Genomic DNA, 15535 nt, shown 5'->3' on the forward strand with positions numbered 1-15535 from the left:
TTTTTCAGTTCTTTTGAAAAACTATGATTTAGTAAACATACCTTATGAATGAGTGAATGACCTTTCAATTCGAGAGTTTGCTCAAATTGCTTACAACGTGTTCGTGTATGGTTCAGTTACGTTGGCTAGCACTAAGTTACTAAACTAAAACGAACCAGAGGAAAATCCGTAGGATTTTCCGAGTACACACAGAACGAGCAATTAATTATACACGTTGTTGTGTGCAGTTTTTTTTAAATAAAAACAGACTGCCTAATATTAAGCAGTCTGTTTAATGTAATTAAAATACTATAATCAATTTAATCAAAATTTACCATTGGTATTCTTCCAATTTTCTTTTGCAGGAATAGGTGAAATAACATCCCAATGCTCAACGATTTGTCCATTTTCTAACCTGAATAAATCATAAAATGCAGTATGCTCACCTTTACCAAATTTGCCTTCACTCATTGATAAAACAAAGTTGCCTTGTCCTAGTACTTTGTGAAGTTTTGTGTATTCCATTACCAATCCATTTTCAGCAAAGTACTTCATTGCGGCTCCAAAACCATCTAAACCATCAGCCACAGCAGGATTATGTTGTATGTAATTTGTTGGATTAATATATGTTGTTAATTTATCCATTTCATGGCCTAATAATACCTTTTCGATAAAGTCTTTTACGGTATTTTTATTTGCCTCAGTTTTATCTAAATCGGATATAGTTGTTGCTCCGTCAAATTGTGTTCTTCCACTTGGATTTGGTTTTTGAACTTCCAATAAGTTATCCCAATGCTCTACGATAAGTCCATCTTCAAATCTAAATACATCAAAACCTGCTTTTGGACCAAAGAAATCATATTCAGTATGTGTAAAGACATAATCGCCATCTTCAAATGCTCTAATAACGTTTGCTTTAAAACCACCTTCTGGTGCATGATGCATTACTTCTCCAAAACCAGCTAAGCCATCAGCAACTCCTAAATTATGCTGAATGTATTTATTTGGATTAATGAAAGAAATTGGTGTTTGGTCGCCTGTATCAAAACTGTTCAATAATGCGACTACTTTGTCTTTGTTTGATAATTCCATTCTATTGTTTTTTAGTGATTTAAGTGTTTGGTAACGTCCCATACTTACCGAGGATTGGTTCATCATTTTCATGAATTCTTTAGAGATAGGTGCTTCCATAAAAGGTTGTAGTGCAACATCCGAATTGCTTTTAGTATCCCAGTATATGACAGCAACTTGTCTTTCTTTTTCATTAACACCAGTTAGACGCTGTTTAAAGCCCTTTTGTTTGCCTGTAAATTCAGTTTCGACCTTTTTATTGGTTTTATTGAATGTGTCTAAGTCGGTTCCTGATTTTGTGTCGAAAGACATGACTTCAATAAATTCGCTACTGTTAGCATTAAAGCTGTCATTTATAGAATAGCGAGACATATTCATCGTTGAGCCATCAATCATTGATGCATAGTCTGCAACTGATTTGTCTCTCATAAATTTGTTCATTGATGCTTCTGCATTTTCGTGAGTGTCCCAATAGACTATGACGACATAGTTGCCTTTATCGTCAACTGCGCTTTGTCGTTTAATAAAACCTGGTTGATTGGCTGTGAAGTTTTCTTCAACTTCAGCATCTAATTTGTTAAAAACTGAATTGTTAACTGTAGATTTTGTTCTAAAAGTTGTGACTTCTAAAACTGTTTGCTCTTTGGAACAGCTTGTCGCGCTAATTACAATAGCGAGTATTCCCATTACGTTTTTGATTTTCATGTTATATAGTTTAAATGGTTATAAAAATTTACTTATATATGCTTTTCCGTTATGGATATCTTGTGTTACATATTTGTCTTTTTTCTTAAGTATATAATTGGCATAGTCTTGTGTGCCAGTCATGTCCATATTGTCAGCATAGATTAATGTATTCTTATGAAAACAAGATTCTAATAATCTAAAAAGTGGTAAGTACAAGTCTTTCCAACCATCAAGAAATAAGAAATCTATAGGCTTATCATAGTCTTTTAGTGTTTCCATAGCATCTCCAATTCTTAAATCTACATAATCGGTTAGTCCAGCATCTTCAATATTTTGCGAGGCTTGCTTTGCTTTATTTTCTAACAATTCTGTTGTAACTACATTTCCATCATTTTTACGAGCTGCATCTGCTAGATATATGGTAGAAATTCCAAAGGACGTACCAAATTCTACTATAGTTTTGCAATTATTGTCTAAGATTAATTGGCGTATTGTCTCTCCTTGTTCTTTAGAAATAGGTAGGTAAGCATGCTTAAAGTCGATTGGTTGCATAGGTCTGAAAGCAGATTTTATCAATCCTCTACCTATACGAATAAAGTCTTTTTTTGCGTCATTATACAGTACATCTAATGTCTTCTCAACAGTATTGATTTCGTATATATTCATGTCAGTATTTTTAATTTAATAATGGCACAAATGTATAGACGTAAATAAACTATTTGACTATAATAAAAAGGGTAATGACTGTAAAAATGGGAAAGTTTTATTTTTCTAATCGAAATTGCTCTGGTGTGGTTTGAGTCTGTCGCTTAAAATATTTGTAGAAGTTAGTCGTCTCTTCAAAACCCGACTTATAAGCAATTTCTTTAATGGATAATTTGGTATTGAGTAATAAGCGTTTAATCTGTTTAGTACATATTTCATCAATAAATGCTTTGGCAGATTTATGGACAATACTTTTTGTTACTGTGTTTAAGGTTTTTGTGCTAATACCCATTTGATCTGCATAATCCTTAACTTTTGTAGTTTTATTCACACCTTTTTCTACTAAGTTCTGCAACTCAACAAACTCTTTTAAGTACTTCTTTTCAATATTAAGTTTCTCGTCTTTTTCTTTTAGTCTAAGTAGATGTGTAGTTAATATGTGCAATTCATTTCTTATAACACTTAATGAGTGGTCGTCATTTACAGAGAAGTATTCGTTTTCTATGCGTTTAATAAGTTGATTAACAGTACCAAAGTTTGTGTTATCTAACTGTAGTTTTGGCACACTTAAAAGTTCATTAAATAAAAGCATTGTTTTTTGTGCTTCCATTTTTTCAAGGAAACTCACCAAAAATTCGTTAGTGAAAATGAGAAGATAACCCTTTAAAGTTTTGCTTTTAAAAAACTTATGAATTTGATCTTTTCTTATGGTTAGTAATGTTCCTTTTTTACATGTGTAGTCTGTAAAGTCGATGGTGTGGTAGCCTTGTCCTTTTTCTATAAATAAGAGAATGTAAAATTCAACTTTATGATGATTCGCAATAGAATGGTCTAAGCCAGTACGTTGATATAATTCCTCTAATTTAACAATGTCAAATTGAGATTTTAAATTTTGCTGATTTTGAAATTTTATATGTTTTGGATTTTCCTTTTTCATTTCTGAAATTGCACACAACGGTTTTGTGTATGAAAAGTAGCAGATTTATATACGCCATTTTTCAGTTTAAAACAAAGATAGCAGAAATGCACAAAACTTTTAGTTTAACACTTAACTGCTATTTTTTATATACGTTGTTGTGTGCTGGCATATTAGTAATTCCATAATTTCAATCCAATAAATCCTATATTCCATAAGTATATAGATATAGAAATGGCTCCTATGGAAGTTAAGATGTAAAATATTTTTACACCTTTATGGCTTGGTAATTTAGTCCACCTATAAATTGAAATTATTGTTAATAGTACTAAGACGTAAGAACTAAGGTAGAGTAGAAGAGAAGAAAAACTAACATTCATTGCAGATTTAACATCACTCATAGTAAATCCAAAACCAACAAACATGAGAATCATACTCAATCCAACACCGAATAGAACCAAATGATTAATTGGATTCTTTTTCTTCTTTTTAACAAAATTTCTTATGAGCCAAATAAGACTTGATATAAAGTATATACTAACTAATAAAAATGAAATTAGTAATCCGAAAAATATCATAATTCTTTTTGTTCTTGATTCCTTTTCGGTATAATTATCATTAATCCAAAATGCAGGTTTTTCTGACTCTATGAGCATAGCTGAAGGCACACCTTCATTTTCAAAATAAAATTGATTGTTTCCTGCATAATATAACGTGTCCTTGGGTCTACCTAAAATTCTTTTTCGTACTAACATCTCCTTTTGGAAATCTAAAATAAAACCTCCAAACATTCTATCTGAAAAAGATAACAATTCGCTTTTCGAGCTTTTGAATTCATAAAACCCAGAAGATTGGTTTTTTATAGATTCTGGAATAGGAAATATTTCTCTTCCTTCTGGTGCTAGTTTTTGAATGCCTAAAAGATAATCTAATATCTCGTCAACTATGGCATTAGCATCTCCATTTCGATTGATTGCTATTGCAATTCCTAAATCAGCTTCTCTTGAGTAGACGTATCTTGCAGCAAATCCATCTATTTCTCCTCCATGTCCATGAAATAAATATCCGTTTTTCCATATTGTATAGTTTCCTAATCCGTACCCAAATTTTAATCCCATTTTCGCAGCAATATTCGTCTGTGGATATTCAATTCTATCAAATCCTTCTTTTAAAAATAACGTAGTATTTCTTTCTAAAATAAATTGAAGGTAGTTAGCCATATCTTTTGCATTAGCACAAAAATCTCCTGCTGGACTTCCATTTATAGTGGCAAATGAAATAGGGTTAAGTACACTTCCTGTTCTTTGATAACCTTGAGCGAGCAATTTATCCTCTGGTTTTTTGAAATAGTAACCAGACGACTTCATTCCAATGTCATTCAAGATGTTTTCTTTTATGTACTCATCGAATGAAGAACCAGATAGTACTTCAATTAAATGTCCAGCAATTATATAGTTTGGGTTGGAATATGCTTTTTTTGTACCAGGTTGCCATCTTGAGTATAATGATTTACTATGGTCGTTTACCATATTTAACATTGATGGCATTAAACTATCTTTATTGTTATACACCGCGTGAGCATGAAAATCTTCAAAACCAGAAGTATGCTCCAATAGATGTGATATTCTAACAGGGTATGTCGCTTGCCATTTGTTAATAAAGGCGAGGTTTTTGTCAATCTTTTTAAGTGGACTATTAAGCGAATATGGTGATTCTTGTAGTAATTTATAAAGACCTAAAGCTGTGAAAGATTTAGAAATAGAGCCTTGACGAAACAAATGCTCTTTAGTAACTTTCTCTTTTTTCTCGATATTTGCGTAACCTATTCCTCCAACAAAAATAATAGAATCTGACTTTACAATACTTATAGATATTCCCGGAATATTTTTTTCTTCAATATAATCTTCTAAAATCTTTATAAGAGTTGCTGTTCGTATTTGGCTGTGACAGATATTCGTAAAACTTATGAATAATGTAAAAAGGATAATTTGGATTAATTTATTATTCATCTTCTATTGTTTATTTTCTAGACGATTAGAATGACAAATTGTTACGGTAGATTTTCGTTTGCTTGCACACAACGGTCTCGGCTATGAGTAGTTGCGTGAGTTAGCAATTAACTTAGCAAGTACACAACAAACTGAAAATCCGCGAGGATTTTCAGAAGTAGGCGAGAACGAGCAATTACTTATAGCCATTGTTGTAGCCAGTTATTTTTAATATCCATAATATATTCTTTTTAGACTGTCGATGCTCCTTTTCAGTTGCATCGGTGCTAATCCAATAGATACACGCCTTTCGTCCAGTTTTTCATATTCTTTTATACTTTCTTCTCCAACATTGTCATAAATTCCATAAATATATTTTTTTTGCTCTGGAACTCTCCTTTGATAACTATCTACAAAATTCCCTAAACTTTGTGGTGGTGCTTCTCCTTTTTCTATCAGTTCTTCCAGTTTTTTAGTCCAATATCCGTAATCGTCAAAGTGAAATAATAAAATTCCAGGGTCAACAGGTTGGTTGTCAATTTTAAATCCACCAATAATTCTCTCATCAGGATAACCGTATTTTTCAATTATCCTTTTAAGTTCAGGTTCATTTATTGCATCTATACTGTCGGACTTTTGCTGGTCATATTCGCCTCTTTGCCTAAACATCTGGTCAATTCTTTTCATTTCTGCAATCTTTTCTCTTAATTCTAAATCTATAGAGTTTAAATATTCATTATGCAAACTTTGATAGTCTTTCTCTAATTGACTCCATTCTTTTAAACCCACTAAATTTTGAAATGCTTCGTTATTCGCCAATTGGTCTATTTCATAGCCATTTAATAATAGTTGTCTTATTAGTTGAAGAGCTTTGTCCTTTTTCCCAATGCGAGCTGAAGATTCCGCATATTTAAGCATTTCGTATATTCCTCTTTGATTTAGAACTTCACAGCTTTTTTCAGCTTCAGACATTTGTTCAAAGACTTTTTGATAATCTTCTTTGTAATATGCTTCCTCTGCTAAATATACTTTTTGGTAATAATTTTCAATGTAATTACATTCGTTTTTCTTTTGACAAGAAACGGTTGAAATTAATATCAAAATGAGAATTATTCTTTTCATTCAGTAACTTGGTTTTTCAATTGTGGGCAACGGTCTCGGCTATGAGTAGTTGCGTGGTTTAGCACTTAATTTTGCAAGTATACACCAGGCTGAAAATCCGCGAGGATTTTCAGAAGTAGGCTAGAACAAGCAATTACTTATAGCCAATGTTGTAGCCAGTTTTTATTTATTTTCAATTCCAAATTCCGCCCATTTTAGCACATTAAATTCAGTTCTCCGAAAGTTAGCAATGTCCGATTTATTAAACATCAATTCCACATTATTTTCGGTTCGCTCATAAGTCGCAGTCCAAGGTGAGCAAATTCGGTCAGTCAATTCTATTGATTCCTCAACAGTGCTTTTTCCACTTGTTATTTGTCCAATAAAATCAATTCGATATGAGTTTTCAAATTTTTTATATTTTGAAATTTCATATCCACTTTTACAATTCAAAGTTTCACGAATCAATTCCGCAAACTTTTTTCCTTTTTCAAGAGATTTTTGATTTTCAGTTATTAATGTCAGTCGGAATTTTTTCATTCAGTTGTGTAATCATTAACATTATATTCCAAAGTGAAAATAAATCACTTCCCTTTTTTGTAATAAAAATAGTTTCATTTCCATTGAATTCAGTAACCAATAATTCACGTTCATTCCGTTTTTTAATTTTCTTGAGTTTTGTTTCTCCTGCTTCTGCTTTCTCAAAATATTCTTTCCGATTTTTAGAATCAACATCTTTTATAGAATTCAATTCGACAGAGTTATAATTAGTTCCGTCAAAACCAATGATTTTTTTTGTTCCAATTGCTGTCCAGTACTTTTTTGAATCGGTAAATAGTAAAATTATTTTCCCACAATCATTCTCATTGAAATGAGTCAAATATTCCGCCTTTTTATCAGCTGTTAAATTCTCAAATAAATGAACATTTTTATTCGGCAAATCGTGTTTTGAAGCTCTCCATTTAATTCTATTTTCAATAAACTCTTCTGTTTTCTGCATTTGGGTTAAATTGGCTACAACGGTCTTGGCTATGGTTTCGTTGCGGAATGGTTCGGCAGAACTATTCCGGCGTAAACCAAAGATAGCAAACACACAGGGAATTTCCGATAGGAAATTCCGCCGTAATGAACTATAGCCGTTGTTGTGTGTAGTTTTTTTAATTCAGTCATATTCCGTTTTATGAAATTCCAATATTTTGTCAGTCAAACGGTTTATTTCTTTTTTCTCTTTTAGTTTAAAATCCGCAAGGAATATCAGTCCGAAAATAGTCAACGCAATTGGCAAAATCCAATTTCCTCTAATCAGAGAAACTATTATGGTCAGAACTCCAAGTCCGATTAATATTTTTCCAGCAATATTCATTGGCGACTTAAAATCAAATTTCAAGTCATAATTTCCATTTTCATTTATAATTCCGATTAACCTGTGATTGTTCGGAAATCGCTTTGGCATTAATTCAAACTTTTCGGGTCCGATATAACCAGTATAAAATCCGTTCATAATTAGTTTGTTTAGGATTTTTAAATTTTTATCAGATTTGGTTATTGTTTGTCTCATTGCTCAAATTACACACAACGGTCTAGTGTATGATTTCGTTGCGTGTTTAAGGATTAAAGTTAGCAAATAAATCACAGATAGAAAGTCCGCGAGGACTTTCGTAAGTAGGCTCTAACTAGCAATGAATTATACACATTGTTACCATTAGTTTTTATTCAGTTTCATTGGTTTAATTCCCATTGCTTTAGTCCATTCAGAAACTTCTAATGGTTTCCATTCGTCATTATTATATACACCATAAATATAGTTGTATAATTCATCAGTTAAGAAAACCAAGCGTCCATCATTTCCGCCTGAAGCTAGAAATATTTTTTCGTCAATAGATTGCTTTTTAGCTTCTGTATTAATTATTTCTGCAAATCGCATAACCGCTTCTCCCCAGCCAGTTTCCTTAAAGTTTTTAAAAATCACATATTCTGTTCCGTTTATAGTAATTCTGTGATTCAACCATTTATTTTTATCATCCCATTCCTCAAAGTGGTTGGTTACTTTTATTATTAATCCAATTTTGTCAAAAGTCGGTATAACTTGTTCCAGCATTTCAGTAAATCCACCTTGTTCGTAAACAGTTTCCCCATCACACCAATAGTATCTATAATCTAAAGGAACGCCTGTGTCATCATCCCAAATAGTAACTAATTCATTTGTTGGGTCATAGTTTTCAATTAGGTCATTTTTTAGGCTATCAATATTTTTCTTGTCAGCATATTTATAATAACCTAGTTTCTCAAGTTCAGCAACAAATTCTTTCGCAGACACTTTACTTGCTTTGGGTTGAGTATTGTTTTTTTTCGTTTTGGCAAAGAGTCCAAATCCGATAAGTCCGATTATAATTCCAAATATTATTCCCAATTTCATAGGTTGCTTTAAATTAATGGTAACGGTTTTGTGTATGGCTCGTTGCGGGAAATCAGCTATGATTTTCCGCTGTAACCGAAAGATAGCAAATTGCAATGAATTCCGATTAGGAATTCAGCCGCAATGAGCTATACACGTTGTTGTGCTTTCGTTATTTATTGTTCCTATTTTTTTAGTGTATTCAATTTCCAAAATCAATTAATACTTAAAAGGTAATTATTTATTATTAAAAGATTATTTTCAACTTGTTTTCGAGCTTCAATGAGAGTAGAAAGTTCAACAGACTTATTATGTTTAGTGTTTCTTAAAATCCCTATAAACTCTATGTCGTTGACTATAAGTCTTAAATTCGATAGCTCTTCAGGTCTTTCTAATTTTCTGAATTCTAATGGAAATCCATTTTTAACAAGGTAGTTGCGAAACAAATTTAAACTGTACAATGAAAGTCCTTGATAATTGATATTACTTGATTCTTTTGAAAATGTTATATAGTAAGTGGTCAGATTAATGGTTAAACTGTCAGGCAACAATTCAGTTCTTGGGTGCCTATTCAATTTGTTATATCCAAAATTTACTGGAACAAAAAATGATACGGAATGAACTTTGGACAAATTACTCAATAAAGAGTCAATAGGCATTTTGTTCGCGTTATCAAGCAAATTGTCAACGTTATTAATAAACCGTTCAGAGTTTTGGATTTCCTCGTCTAGAATAAGAATATCTTGATTAAGGTCATTTTGAATGTCCTTTATAATTTGATTTAATTCATTTTTGAAGGTTATATTCTGATTCCAATTATTAATTGACAAGGCAATTAAAATTCCAATTACCACCAAGATTATTTCTCCGATTGCATATTTAAAATACTTTTCTGTTTTTCCCTCGGAAAGCAGTTTTTGTCTAATTTTTCTAAAGAATTTTATCATTGGTTAATGGTTGGTTATAATGAAGCACAACGGTCTAGTGTATGATTTCGTTGCGTGTTTAAGCACTAAATTTAGCAAATAAATCACAGATAGAAAGTCCGCGAGGACTTTCGTAAGTAGGCTTTAACTAGCAATGAATTATACACATTGTTGTGCTTAGTTTTTTATTTCGTGTCGTACCAATCTTTATAATCTAAATGCTTGTCAAATTCTTCATCATTCATTTTAAACAGAACCTTTGAGTATTCTCTTGATTTTGAAATTTCTTTTTTATTCATAAAATCAGTAATAATAAAATAAACAGAAGGATGCTCAATATCATCCATTTTTAAAGTCGAATATCTTTTTCTTGATTTTGGATACTTTTTCCAAAACCGTTTATAATCGCTGTAAATTTCGTCTGTTACTTTTGAAATTATTTCGTTGAGTAATTCAATCGGTATTTGATTGTCAGATAGTTCAACGTAATACTCCTTAATTTTCGAGTAAAAGTCTTTTCTAGGTTCAATCTTATTTTCAGTTTTCCAGAATAGCATTTAAGTCAGCTGTAATTCAATATTTTCGTGTTCTTCTATAATTTCAATTATTCGGTCATAATATTTTATTTCCGATTTACTTTTTTCACTACGATGCCATTTTAAGATATACTTTTCGTCAACATCGTGAACTCCAAATCCTCCATATAAAACGTCATTAAATGCGTTCAGATTTCGTCCGATTTTCCAGTTCAGTCCGAAAGTCATTTTTGATTCTATTTCTCGATAAAACCCTTTCATATTTGAAAATTTATTTCCGTTTATCTCGATTATTCGCATTTTTGGTAAATTAAGCACAACGTCTCCGTATATGAAACGTAGCGTGTAAGTAAACGCTTTCGTTTCGGATTATACACGAGCCGAATTTTTATTTTTTATGTTTATCTTTTTGTTTTCTAAATATACAAAAATAAAAATTCGGCGGACTTTATAAATAAGCGAAAACCTCTCGGAAAGCCTATAATAGCTATGTTTTATATACGTTGTTGTGCATAGTGCTTTTCACGTTCTGCTTGATTTTCCGATGTTTCTTATTTGGTTCAAATGTGAGCGTTGGCAGGACATACTCTTTTGCAATTTTTGGTGTAGCTTTGGCTGGCGCGAATTGCAAATGTGTATGGCTTTTAGCGTTGGCTATTTTTTTCCTCTATTCAATCTTCGGTTTGATAGCTTTTTCCATATACTGTCTGCCAAGTCAATTTCTTCATTAGTTAAGCCGTAATTCTCCTTTAATATTTTTTCATTCGTGATTTTCAATAATTCCGAAATGTCTTTCTTTTCACGAATCATTTTGTCAATAGTAAGCAACAGTTCCGCATTTTTTTCATTGTAAGGTAAAAGTATTCTCTCTACTTCGTTCGGCATTAATTCCAAAACTCCGCCTCCGTGACTTCTCCCGCAAATTTCAGCAAACGCAAATGATAGAGAATTGTAGTAACTAGCTGTCAATGCTTTTATATTTGTTTCCTCTTTTACGGTTACTCTGTGCATAGTATCAGTTGTAAAAGCTTCTGCTTCATTAATTATTAACTTTGGATACTTATTGTTTCTGCGAATAAACAAAGCGTCTGATATTCTTTGTGAAGGCACAATTTGCCATTCATCACGAATGCTACATTTATAACCTTTGTGTATTTTCTTTTGCTCTCCCCAAGCAATATAATCTCTAGCTCCAATTGAGCCATTTAGTTCGTCCATTTTCGGAAATGACAAAAAGTGAGTTCTTGCTTCTGAATTTCTATTTTTAATCCAATCTTTTTCTGTAAAAATTGCACTTGGAACTTGAACACTTCTGCCAACTAATGGTTTTGCATACTTTTCTAAATTGTAAAATTGAACAATAGATAGTGGAACTGTAAAGAACGGATTTGAACCTGTTGTAATTCCGACTTCTACTTTTGCGTATTCTTTAAGTCTTGGAATTATTTTGTCGTTTTGAAGCTTTTCTAAAAAGTCAATTTCGTTTTGTTCGAGGAAATAAAAAGTCCATTTGTTTGATTTGAAATCAATTTTCTTTTTCGGACTTTTTAATTTTGATACATCTAGTTTTGCAAGTTCTTCTGCATCTTTTAGTTCGAGGTGTTCTATTAAATGTGTTTTAGATTTATTTTTCTCGCATAACAATAAAACTACTTCCTGCTGAATATCTGGAAAGACTAACTTTTCAAAAGAAACAATGTTTATTTTATTATAGAAATGAGCTAAAAACTCTCGTAAAGGTTGAGCATACGAAACTTGAAGTATTTCTGCTGGTAATACAAATCCAATTTTACCTTCTTCTTTTAAAAGTAAGGAAGAACCAACCACAAATGAAACCCAAGCATTGGTTAATTTAGAATATTTTAGTTTTGCTTTGTCAAAAATGTTTGATGCAAATTCTTGTTGTTCTCTGTCAAAATATTGGTAGCGAATGTAAGGTGGATTTCCAACTACCAAATCAAATTTTTGTTTGGTATTAATACAGAAATCGTGAAAGTCGGTATTAATAACTTTGGTTTTATCCAAGCCAATTTTTTTAGACTTTTCAGCTTCAATTTCGTCAAATTCTATTGCCGTTACAGAATTATACTCATAACTTCCTTTTTGTATTTCTTCAAGGAATACGCCATCTCCACAACTTGGTTCTAAAATATCGAGTTGTTTATTACCGTTAAATGCCCATTTTAAAACAAATGATGCAATTGGTTCAGGTGTATAAAATCCACCCCTTAATTTTTCTTTTGATGCTTCTTTAATTAGTTGCATAAATCTCAGAAATTAAAGGGATAGTACTATCGGATTCTCCCAAGTTAAACAAAGTTTTAAGTTTGTCGTCTAGTTCAGATTTTAAGCTGTTAAACTGACGTTGTAGAGGAATTAATGTTCTTTTATTTCCATTGCTATCATCTATTTTTCCTTGAATATCAATTAATTCTTTTTGAATTTTTGAGATTTTATCGTGAATATCTTTCTCCGATTTTACAGTAAAATCAATAAGCCTAATTGGTAGCTTTTTGAGCACTTTCGTGCCTCTTGCGATATAACCACCTCTGAATACCTCTCCAATTAGTGCAGAAAACCATTCCAAATATTTAGAGTTCAATAAAGCTTGAATATAGTAGATTGAATAAGGAAAGTTATCAGGTAGAGTAATCATACAATAACCTGCTGTACCACCAGAAGATATTAAAGTTCCAAAATAGTCAATTGCATATTTATTGCCTTGTGCTAAAACTCCAACAATGATTTTTGCAGGAACATCACATTTGTCTAAACTTTGATGTCTACCATATCTATACCATTCATTTTTTGTTTTAGGTTCAGGTTTGATGTCTCGCTTATCGTTATCAAGTTTATCCTTGTAGTGATATAAAAATTTGTACGTTTCAGGATAATTAGCTTTTAAGTCAGCTATTTCTACAAATTCAATTCCTTTTTTAGTTTTTAAATAAGGATAAATAACAAATGAGTTTGGCGAAAATGGGCGATAAGTATATAAATTATCTTCTCCGCTAGAAGTCTTGAAATAAGGTCTAGTTAATGTTTTTTCAACTTTCCATTGAACACCATCTTTTTTGAAATAAAGAAAGTGTTTATCTTCTTTTTCTATCGAATGAATATAAATGTTATTGGCACTTGTTTGAATGCCATTGTAAATGTTATCAGAACCAATAAGCTCCTCTAATGTCTTAGATTGTGAAACAATTGAAGTATATATTGGTTTTAAGATACTTGGATAAAGCACCCAACCATCTGCTTCTAAAGAATTTATTTTGAACTTGTCAAAATGTTCCTTTCCAATATTTCTTGTTTTCCAAATTTTTAATGAGTTTACCTCAAGATACTTGACTTGTTCAAGTTTTTCTTTTTTAAGAATTAAAAGGCAAGTGTAAGTAGTTTTATTCTGAAAAACTTGATTTGCACCAAAGGATATTATTTGTTGAATGGCTTTATTATCGACAAGTAATTCTCTCAGTTTTTTTCCAGCTCCAACTTTTGCAAACTTGCTTGGAACTATATAGCCAAAATATCCGCCATCTTTCAAAAGTTCCAAACCTCTTTCAATGAAAAGAAAATACTTATCGAATTGCTTAAAAGATGATTCAAATTTCGATTTGTAAATAGGCAGTTCAAGAGGCGTAAACTCTTTCATATGCTCTGTCGCTAAATATGGTGGATTACCAACAATTACATCGAAACGAGTTTTGCCGAAATTAAAAGGATTTATTTCGTTTTGATTTTTTTTGTTGGTTTCTGATTGTTCAATTAAACTATTTCCAAACTGAATATTTTGGTCAAGATTTGGTAGTGCAGGATTAGTTATTGTTGCATTATCTTCATTTTCCAGAAGTTTCAATAGTAAACCAAACTTGCAGGCTTGGACAGCATTGTAATCTTTATCAACACCAAATACGCAATTTTCTAAAAGTGTTTTTTTGAGTTTGAAGGGCAGTTTAAAAGTAGTAATTGATGTCTGAATTAATTTTGTTTTGTCGTTTGATAAATAGAAATCGACAAGTGTATCTTGTAATAATTGGTAAGTTTCCAATAAAAATGCACCAGAACCACAAGCAATGTCTGCAAATGAGGAATTTATGATTTCTTCATCAGTTTTGTTTTTGCAATGTTCTACAACTGTCTGCCTTAGAATATCTTGAATTATAAAAGTTGGTGTTGTGACAATATCTCTATCAATATTTTCAGGTTTCTTTTTTAAGAGAATTTGCCCGTTTTCTATCGCTAATTGTTCTCCAAGAAATATTTCATATATGTTTCCTAAAATGTCTGATGCAAAAACTGAAAATGAATAAGTGCTTTCTGGGAAATATAAATCTTTGATTATTTCCCAAAAGGCAGATGAACTGTCTGAAATGACTTTGTCCGTTAAAGGTTGATTAAATAAACCTGCGTTATATTTTTTGTCGGCTTCTTTGAATTTTTTGATGAGCGAAGCGAAATCATTATTTTCTGCAAAATTTAAAAGTGTCTTATAGGTTTCTAAATTTCGGTCTTCGCAAACTCTTAAAAATATAATGCTATTGATGTAAGATTGAACGATGTCGTTTAATTCTTCAATACTTAGGTCAGGCTTATGCGAGTAAATTTCTTTTCCTAGAACGATTCGCCATTCGTTAATATGAGAAAGGAATAAGTCATCTACGCTTGAAAGTTTTAATTGTTCTTCAATTTCTTTCCAAGTTTCGTCAAATTCTCCAGAATAAACAGCTTGATTACCTAACTGTTTTTGAATGTCTTCAAAAGCTGATTCGTATTCCGTATAGTGATATAGATTGATTCTAGATTTTGTTACTAAATCATCTTTTTCAACTTTTCGTGAGCAATCATAGATTGCCAAATATTCAAAATTGGATAAAACTGAAATTTTAAGTTTTGCAGTAAAGCCGTATCTACGAATTTGCTTTGCAGGTTCGTTGTCGCTTTCAATTTTTACGTTCGGCTTTTTAGCTTCTAAAAAGAATTTTCGTTCTGAAAAAAGGCGAAAAGTATAATCAGGTTTTTTGGTGTTGGAACTCGCATCTGCTTTTAGTCCTTCTTCTACTAAAACTTCACGTTCGTTTGTCGCTTTTCCAGTCGAGTTTTTAATATCCCAACCAAGCATTTCAAATAATGGATCGAGAAAATCAGTCCTAAGTTGAGTTTCGTTGTAGTCCGCTTTTAGATATGCTTCTCTATTCGAATGATATTTTTTAACAAGGTCTTTAATGTTCATA

At 31.6% G+C, this 15535-nt stretch carries 14 protein-coding genes; all 14 read right to left on the reverse strand.

Features of this window, described 5'->3' with window-relative positions; all coding sequences use genetic code 11:
* Nucleotides 1-303: 303 nt before the first annotated feature.
* The 14 genes from SJY34_RS01495 to SJY34_RS01560 all read right to left on the reverse strand — a co-directional run bounded on the left by SJY34_RS01495 (nucleotide 304) and on the right by SJY34_RS01560 (nucleotide 15534).
* Nucleotides 304-1755, reverse strand: a complete 1452-nt coding sequence (locus tag SJY34_RS01495) for a hypothetical protein (RefSeq protein WP_400078258.1) — start codon at nucleotides 1753-1755, stop codon at nucleotides 304-306.
* Nucleotides 1756-1773: 18 nt separating this feature from the next.
* On the reverse strand, nucleotides 1774-2403 hold the full coding sequence (locus tag SJY34_RS01500) for an O-methyltransferase (protein WP_400078260.1): 630 nt from the start codon (nucleotides 2401-2403) through the stop codon (nucleotides 1774-1776).
* A gap of 97 nt (nucleotides 2404-2500) precedes the next feature.
* Nucleotides 2501-3379 carry an AraC family transcriptional regulator gene (locus SJY34_RS01505; RefSeq protein WP_400078262.1) on the reverse strand — a complete coding sequence of 293 codons (879 nt, stop codon included), beginning with the start codon at nucleotides 3377-3379 and terminating at the stop codon, nucleotides 2501-2503.
* 152 nt (nucleotides 3380-3531) lie between these two features.
* Nucleotides 3532-5367 (reverse strand): serine hydrolase domain-containing protein, encoded by a 1836-nt coding sequence (locus SJY34_RS01510; RefSeq protein WP_400078263.1) that lies wholly within the window; start codon nucleotides 5365-5367, stop codon nucleotides 3532-3534.
* 207 nt (nucleotides 5368-5574) lie between these two features.
* Nucleotides 5575-6468 carry a hypothetical protein gene (locus SJY34_RS01515; RefSeq protein WP_400078265.1) on the reverse strand — a complete coding sequence of 298 codons (894 nt, stop codon included), beginning with the start codon at nucleotides 6466-6468 and terminating at the stop codon, nucleotides 5575-5577.
* Between the two features lie 162 nt (nucleotides 6469-6630).
* Nucleotides 6631-6987, reverse strand: coding sequence for a hypothetical protein (locus tag SJY34_RS01520; protein WP_400078267.1), 357 nt, complete (start codon nucleotides 6985-6987; stop codon nucleotides 6631-6633).
* On the reverse strand, nucleotides 6956-7540 hold the full coding sequence (locus SJY34_RS01525) for a hypothetical protein (protein WP_400078269.1): 585 nt from the start codon (nucleotides 7538-7540) through the stop codon (nucleotides 6956-6958). Before SJY34_RS01525 ends, SJY34_RS01520 begins: the two co-directional genes overlap by 32 nt.
* Nucleotides 7541-7609: 69 nt before the next feature.
* Nucleotides 7610-7948: a hypothetical protein gene (locus SJY34_RS01530; protein WP_400078270.1), complete on the reverse strand. Its 339-nt coding sequence runs from the start codon at nucleotides 7946-7948 to the stop codon at nucleotides 7610-7612.
* A gap of 201 nt (nucleotides 7949-8149) precedes the next feature.
* Nucleotides 8150-8863: a hypothetical protein gene (locus SJY34_RS01535; RefSeq protein WP_400078272.1), complete on the reverse strand. Its 714-nt coding sequence runs from the start codon at nucleotides 8861-8863 to the stop codon at nucleotides 8150-8152.
* A 194-nt stretch (nucleotides 8864-9057) separates the two neighbouring features.
* Nucleotides 9058-9789, reverse strand: a complete 732-nt coding sequence (locus SJY34_RS01540) for a DUF6090 family protein (RefSeq protein ID WP_400078273.1) — start codon at nucleotides 9787-9789, stop codon at nucleotides 9058-9060.
* Between the two features lie 164 nt (nucleotides 9790-9953).
* Nucleotides 9954-10325 carry a hypothetical protein gene (locus SJY34_RS01545; protein ID WP_400078275.1) on the reverse strand — a complete coding sequence of 124 codons (372 nt, stop codon included), beginning with the start codon at nucleotides 10323-10325 and terminating at the stop codon, nucleotides 9954-9956.
* Nucleotides 10326-10604: a barstar family protein gene (locus SJY34_RS01550; protein WP_400078276.1), complete on the reverse strand. Its 279-nt coding sequence runs from the start codon at nucleotides 10602-10604 to the stop codon at nucleotides 10326-10328.
* A 354-nt stretch (nucleotides 10605-10958) separates the two neighbouring features.
* The gene (locus tag SJY34_RS01555; protein ID WP_400078278.1) at nucleotides 10959-12569 is read right to left on the reverse strand and encodes an Eco57I restriction-modification methylase domain-containing protein; all 1611 of its coding nucleotides are present in this window, start codon (nucleotides 12567-12569) and stop codon (nucleotides 10959-10961) included.
* Nucleotides 12556-15534 (reverse strand): Eco57I restriction-modification methylase domain-containing protein, encoded by a 2979-nt coding sequence (locus tag SJY34_RS01560; protein WP_400078280.1) that lies wholly within the window; start codon nucleotides 15532-15534, stop codon nucleotides 12556-12558. The genes SJY34_RS01555 and SJY34_RS01560 overlap by 14 nt, the downstream gene beginning before the upstream one ends.
* Nucleotide 15535: the final 1 nt, after the last annotated feature.

This window comes from Winogradskyella sp. R77965 (assembly GCF_044594915.1).
GTDB lineage: Bacteria > Bacteroidota > Bacteroidia > Flavobacteriales > Flavobacteriaceae > Winogradskyella.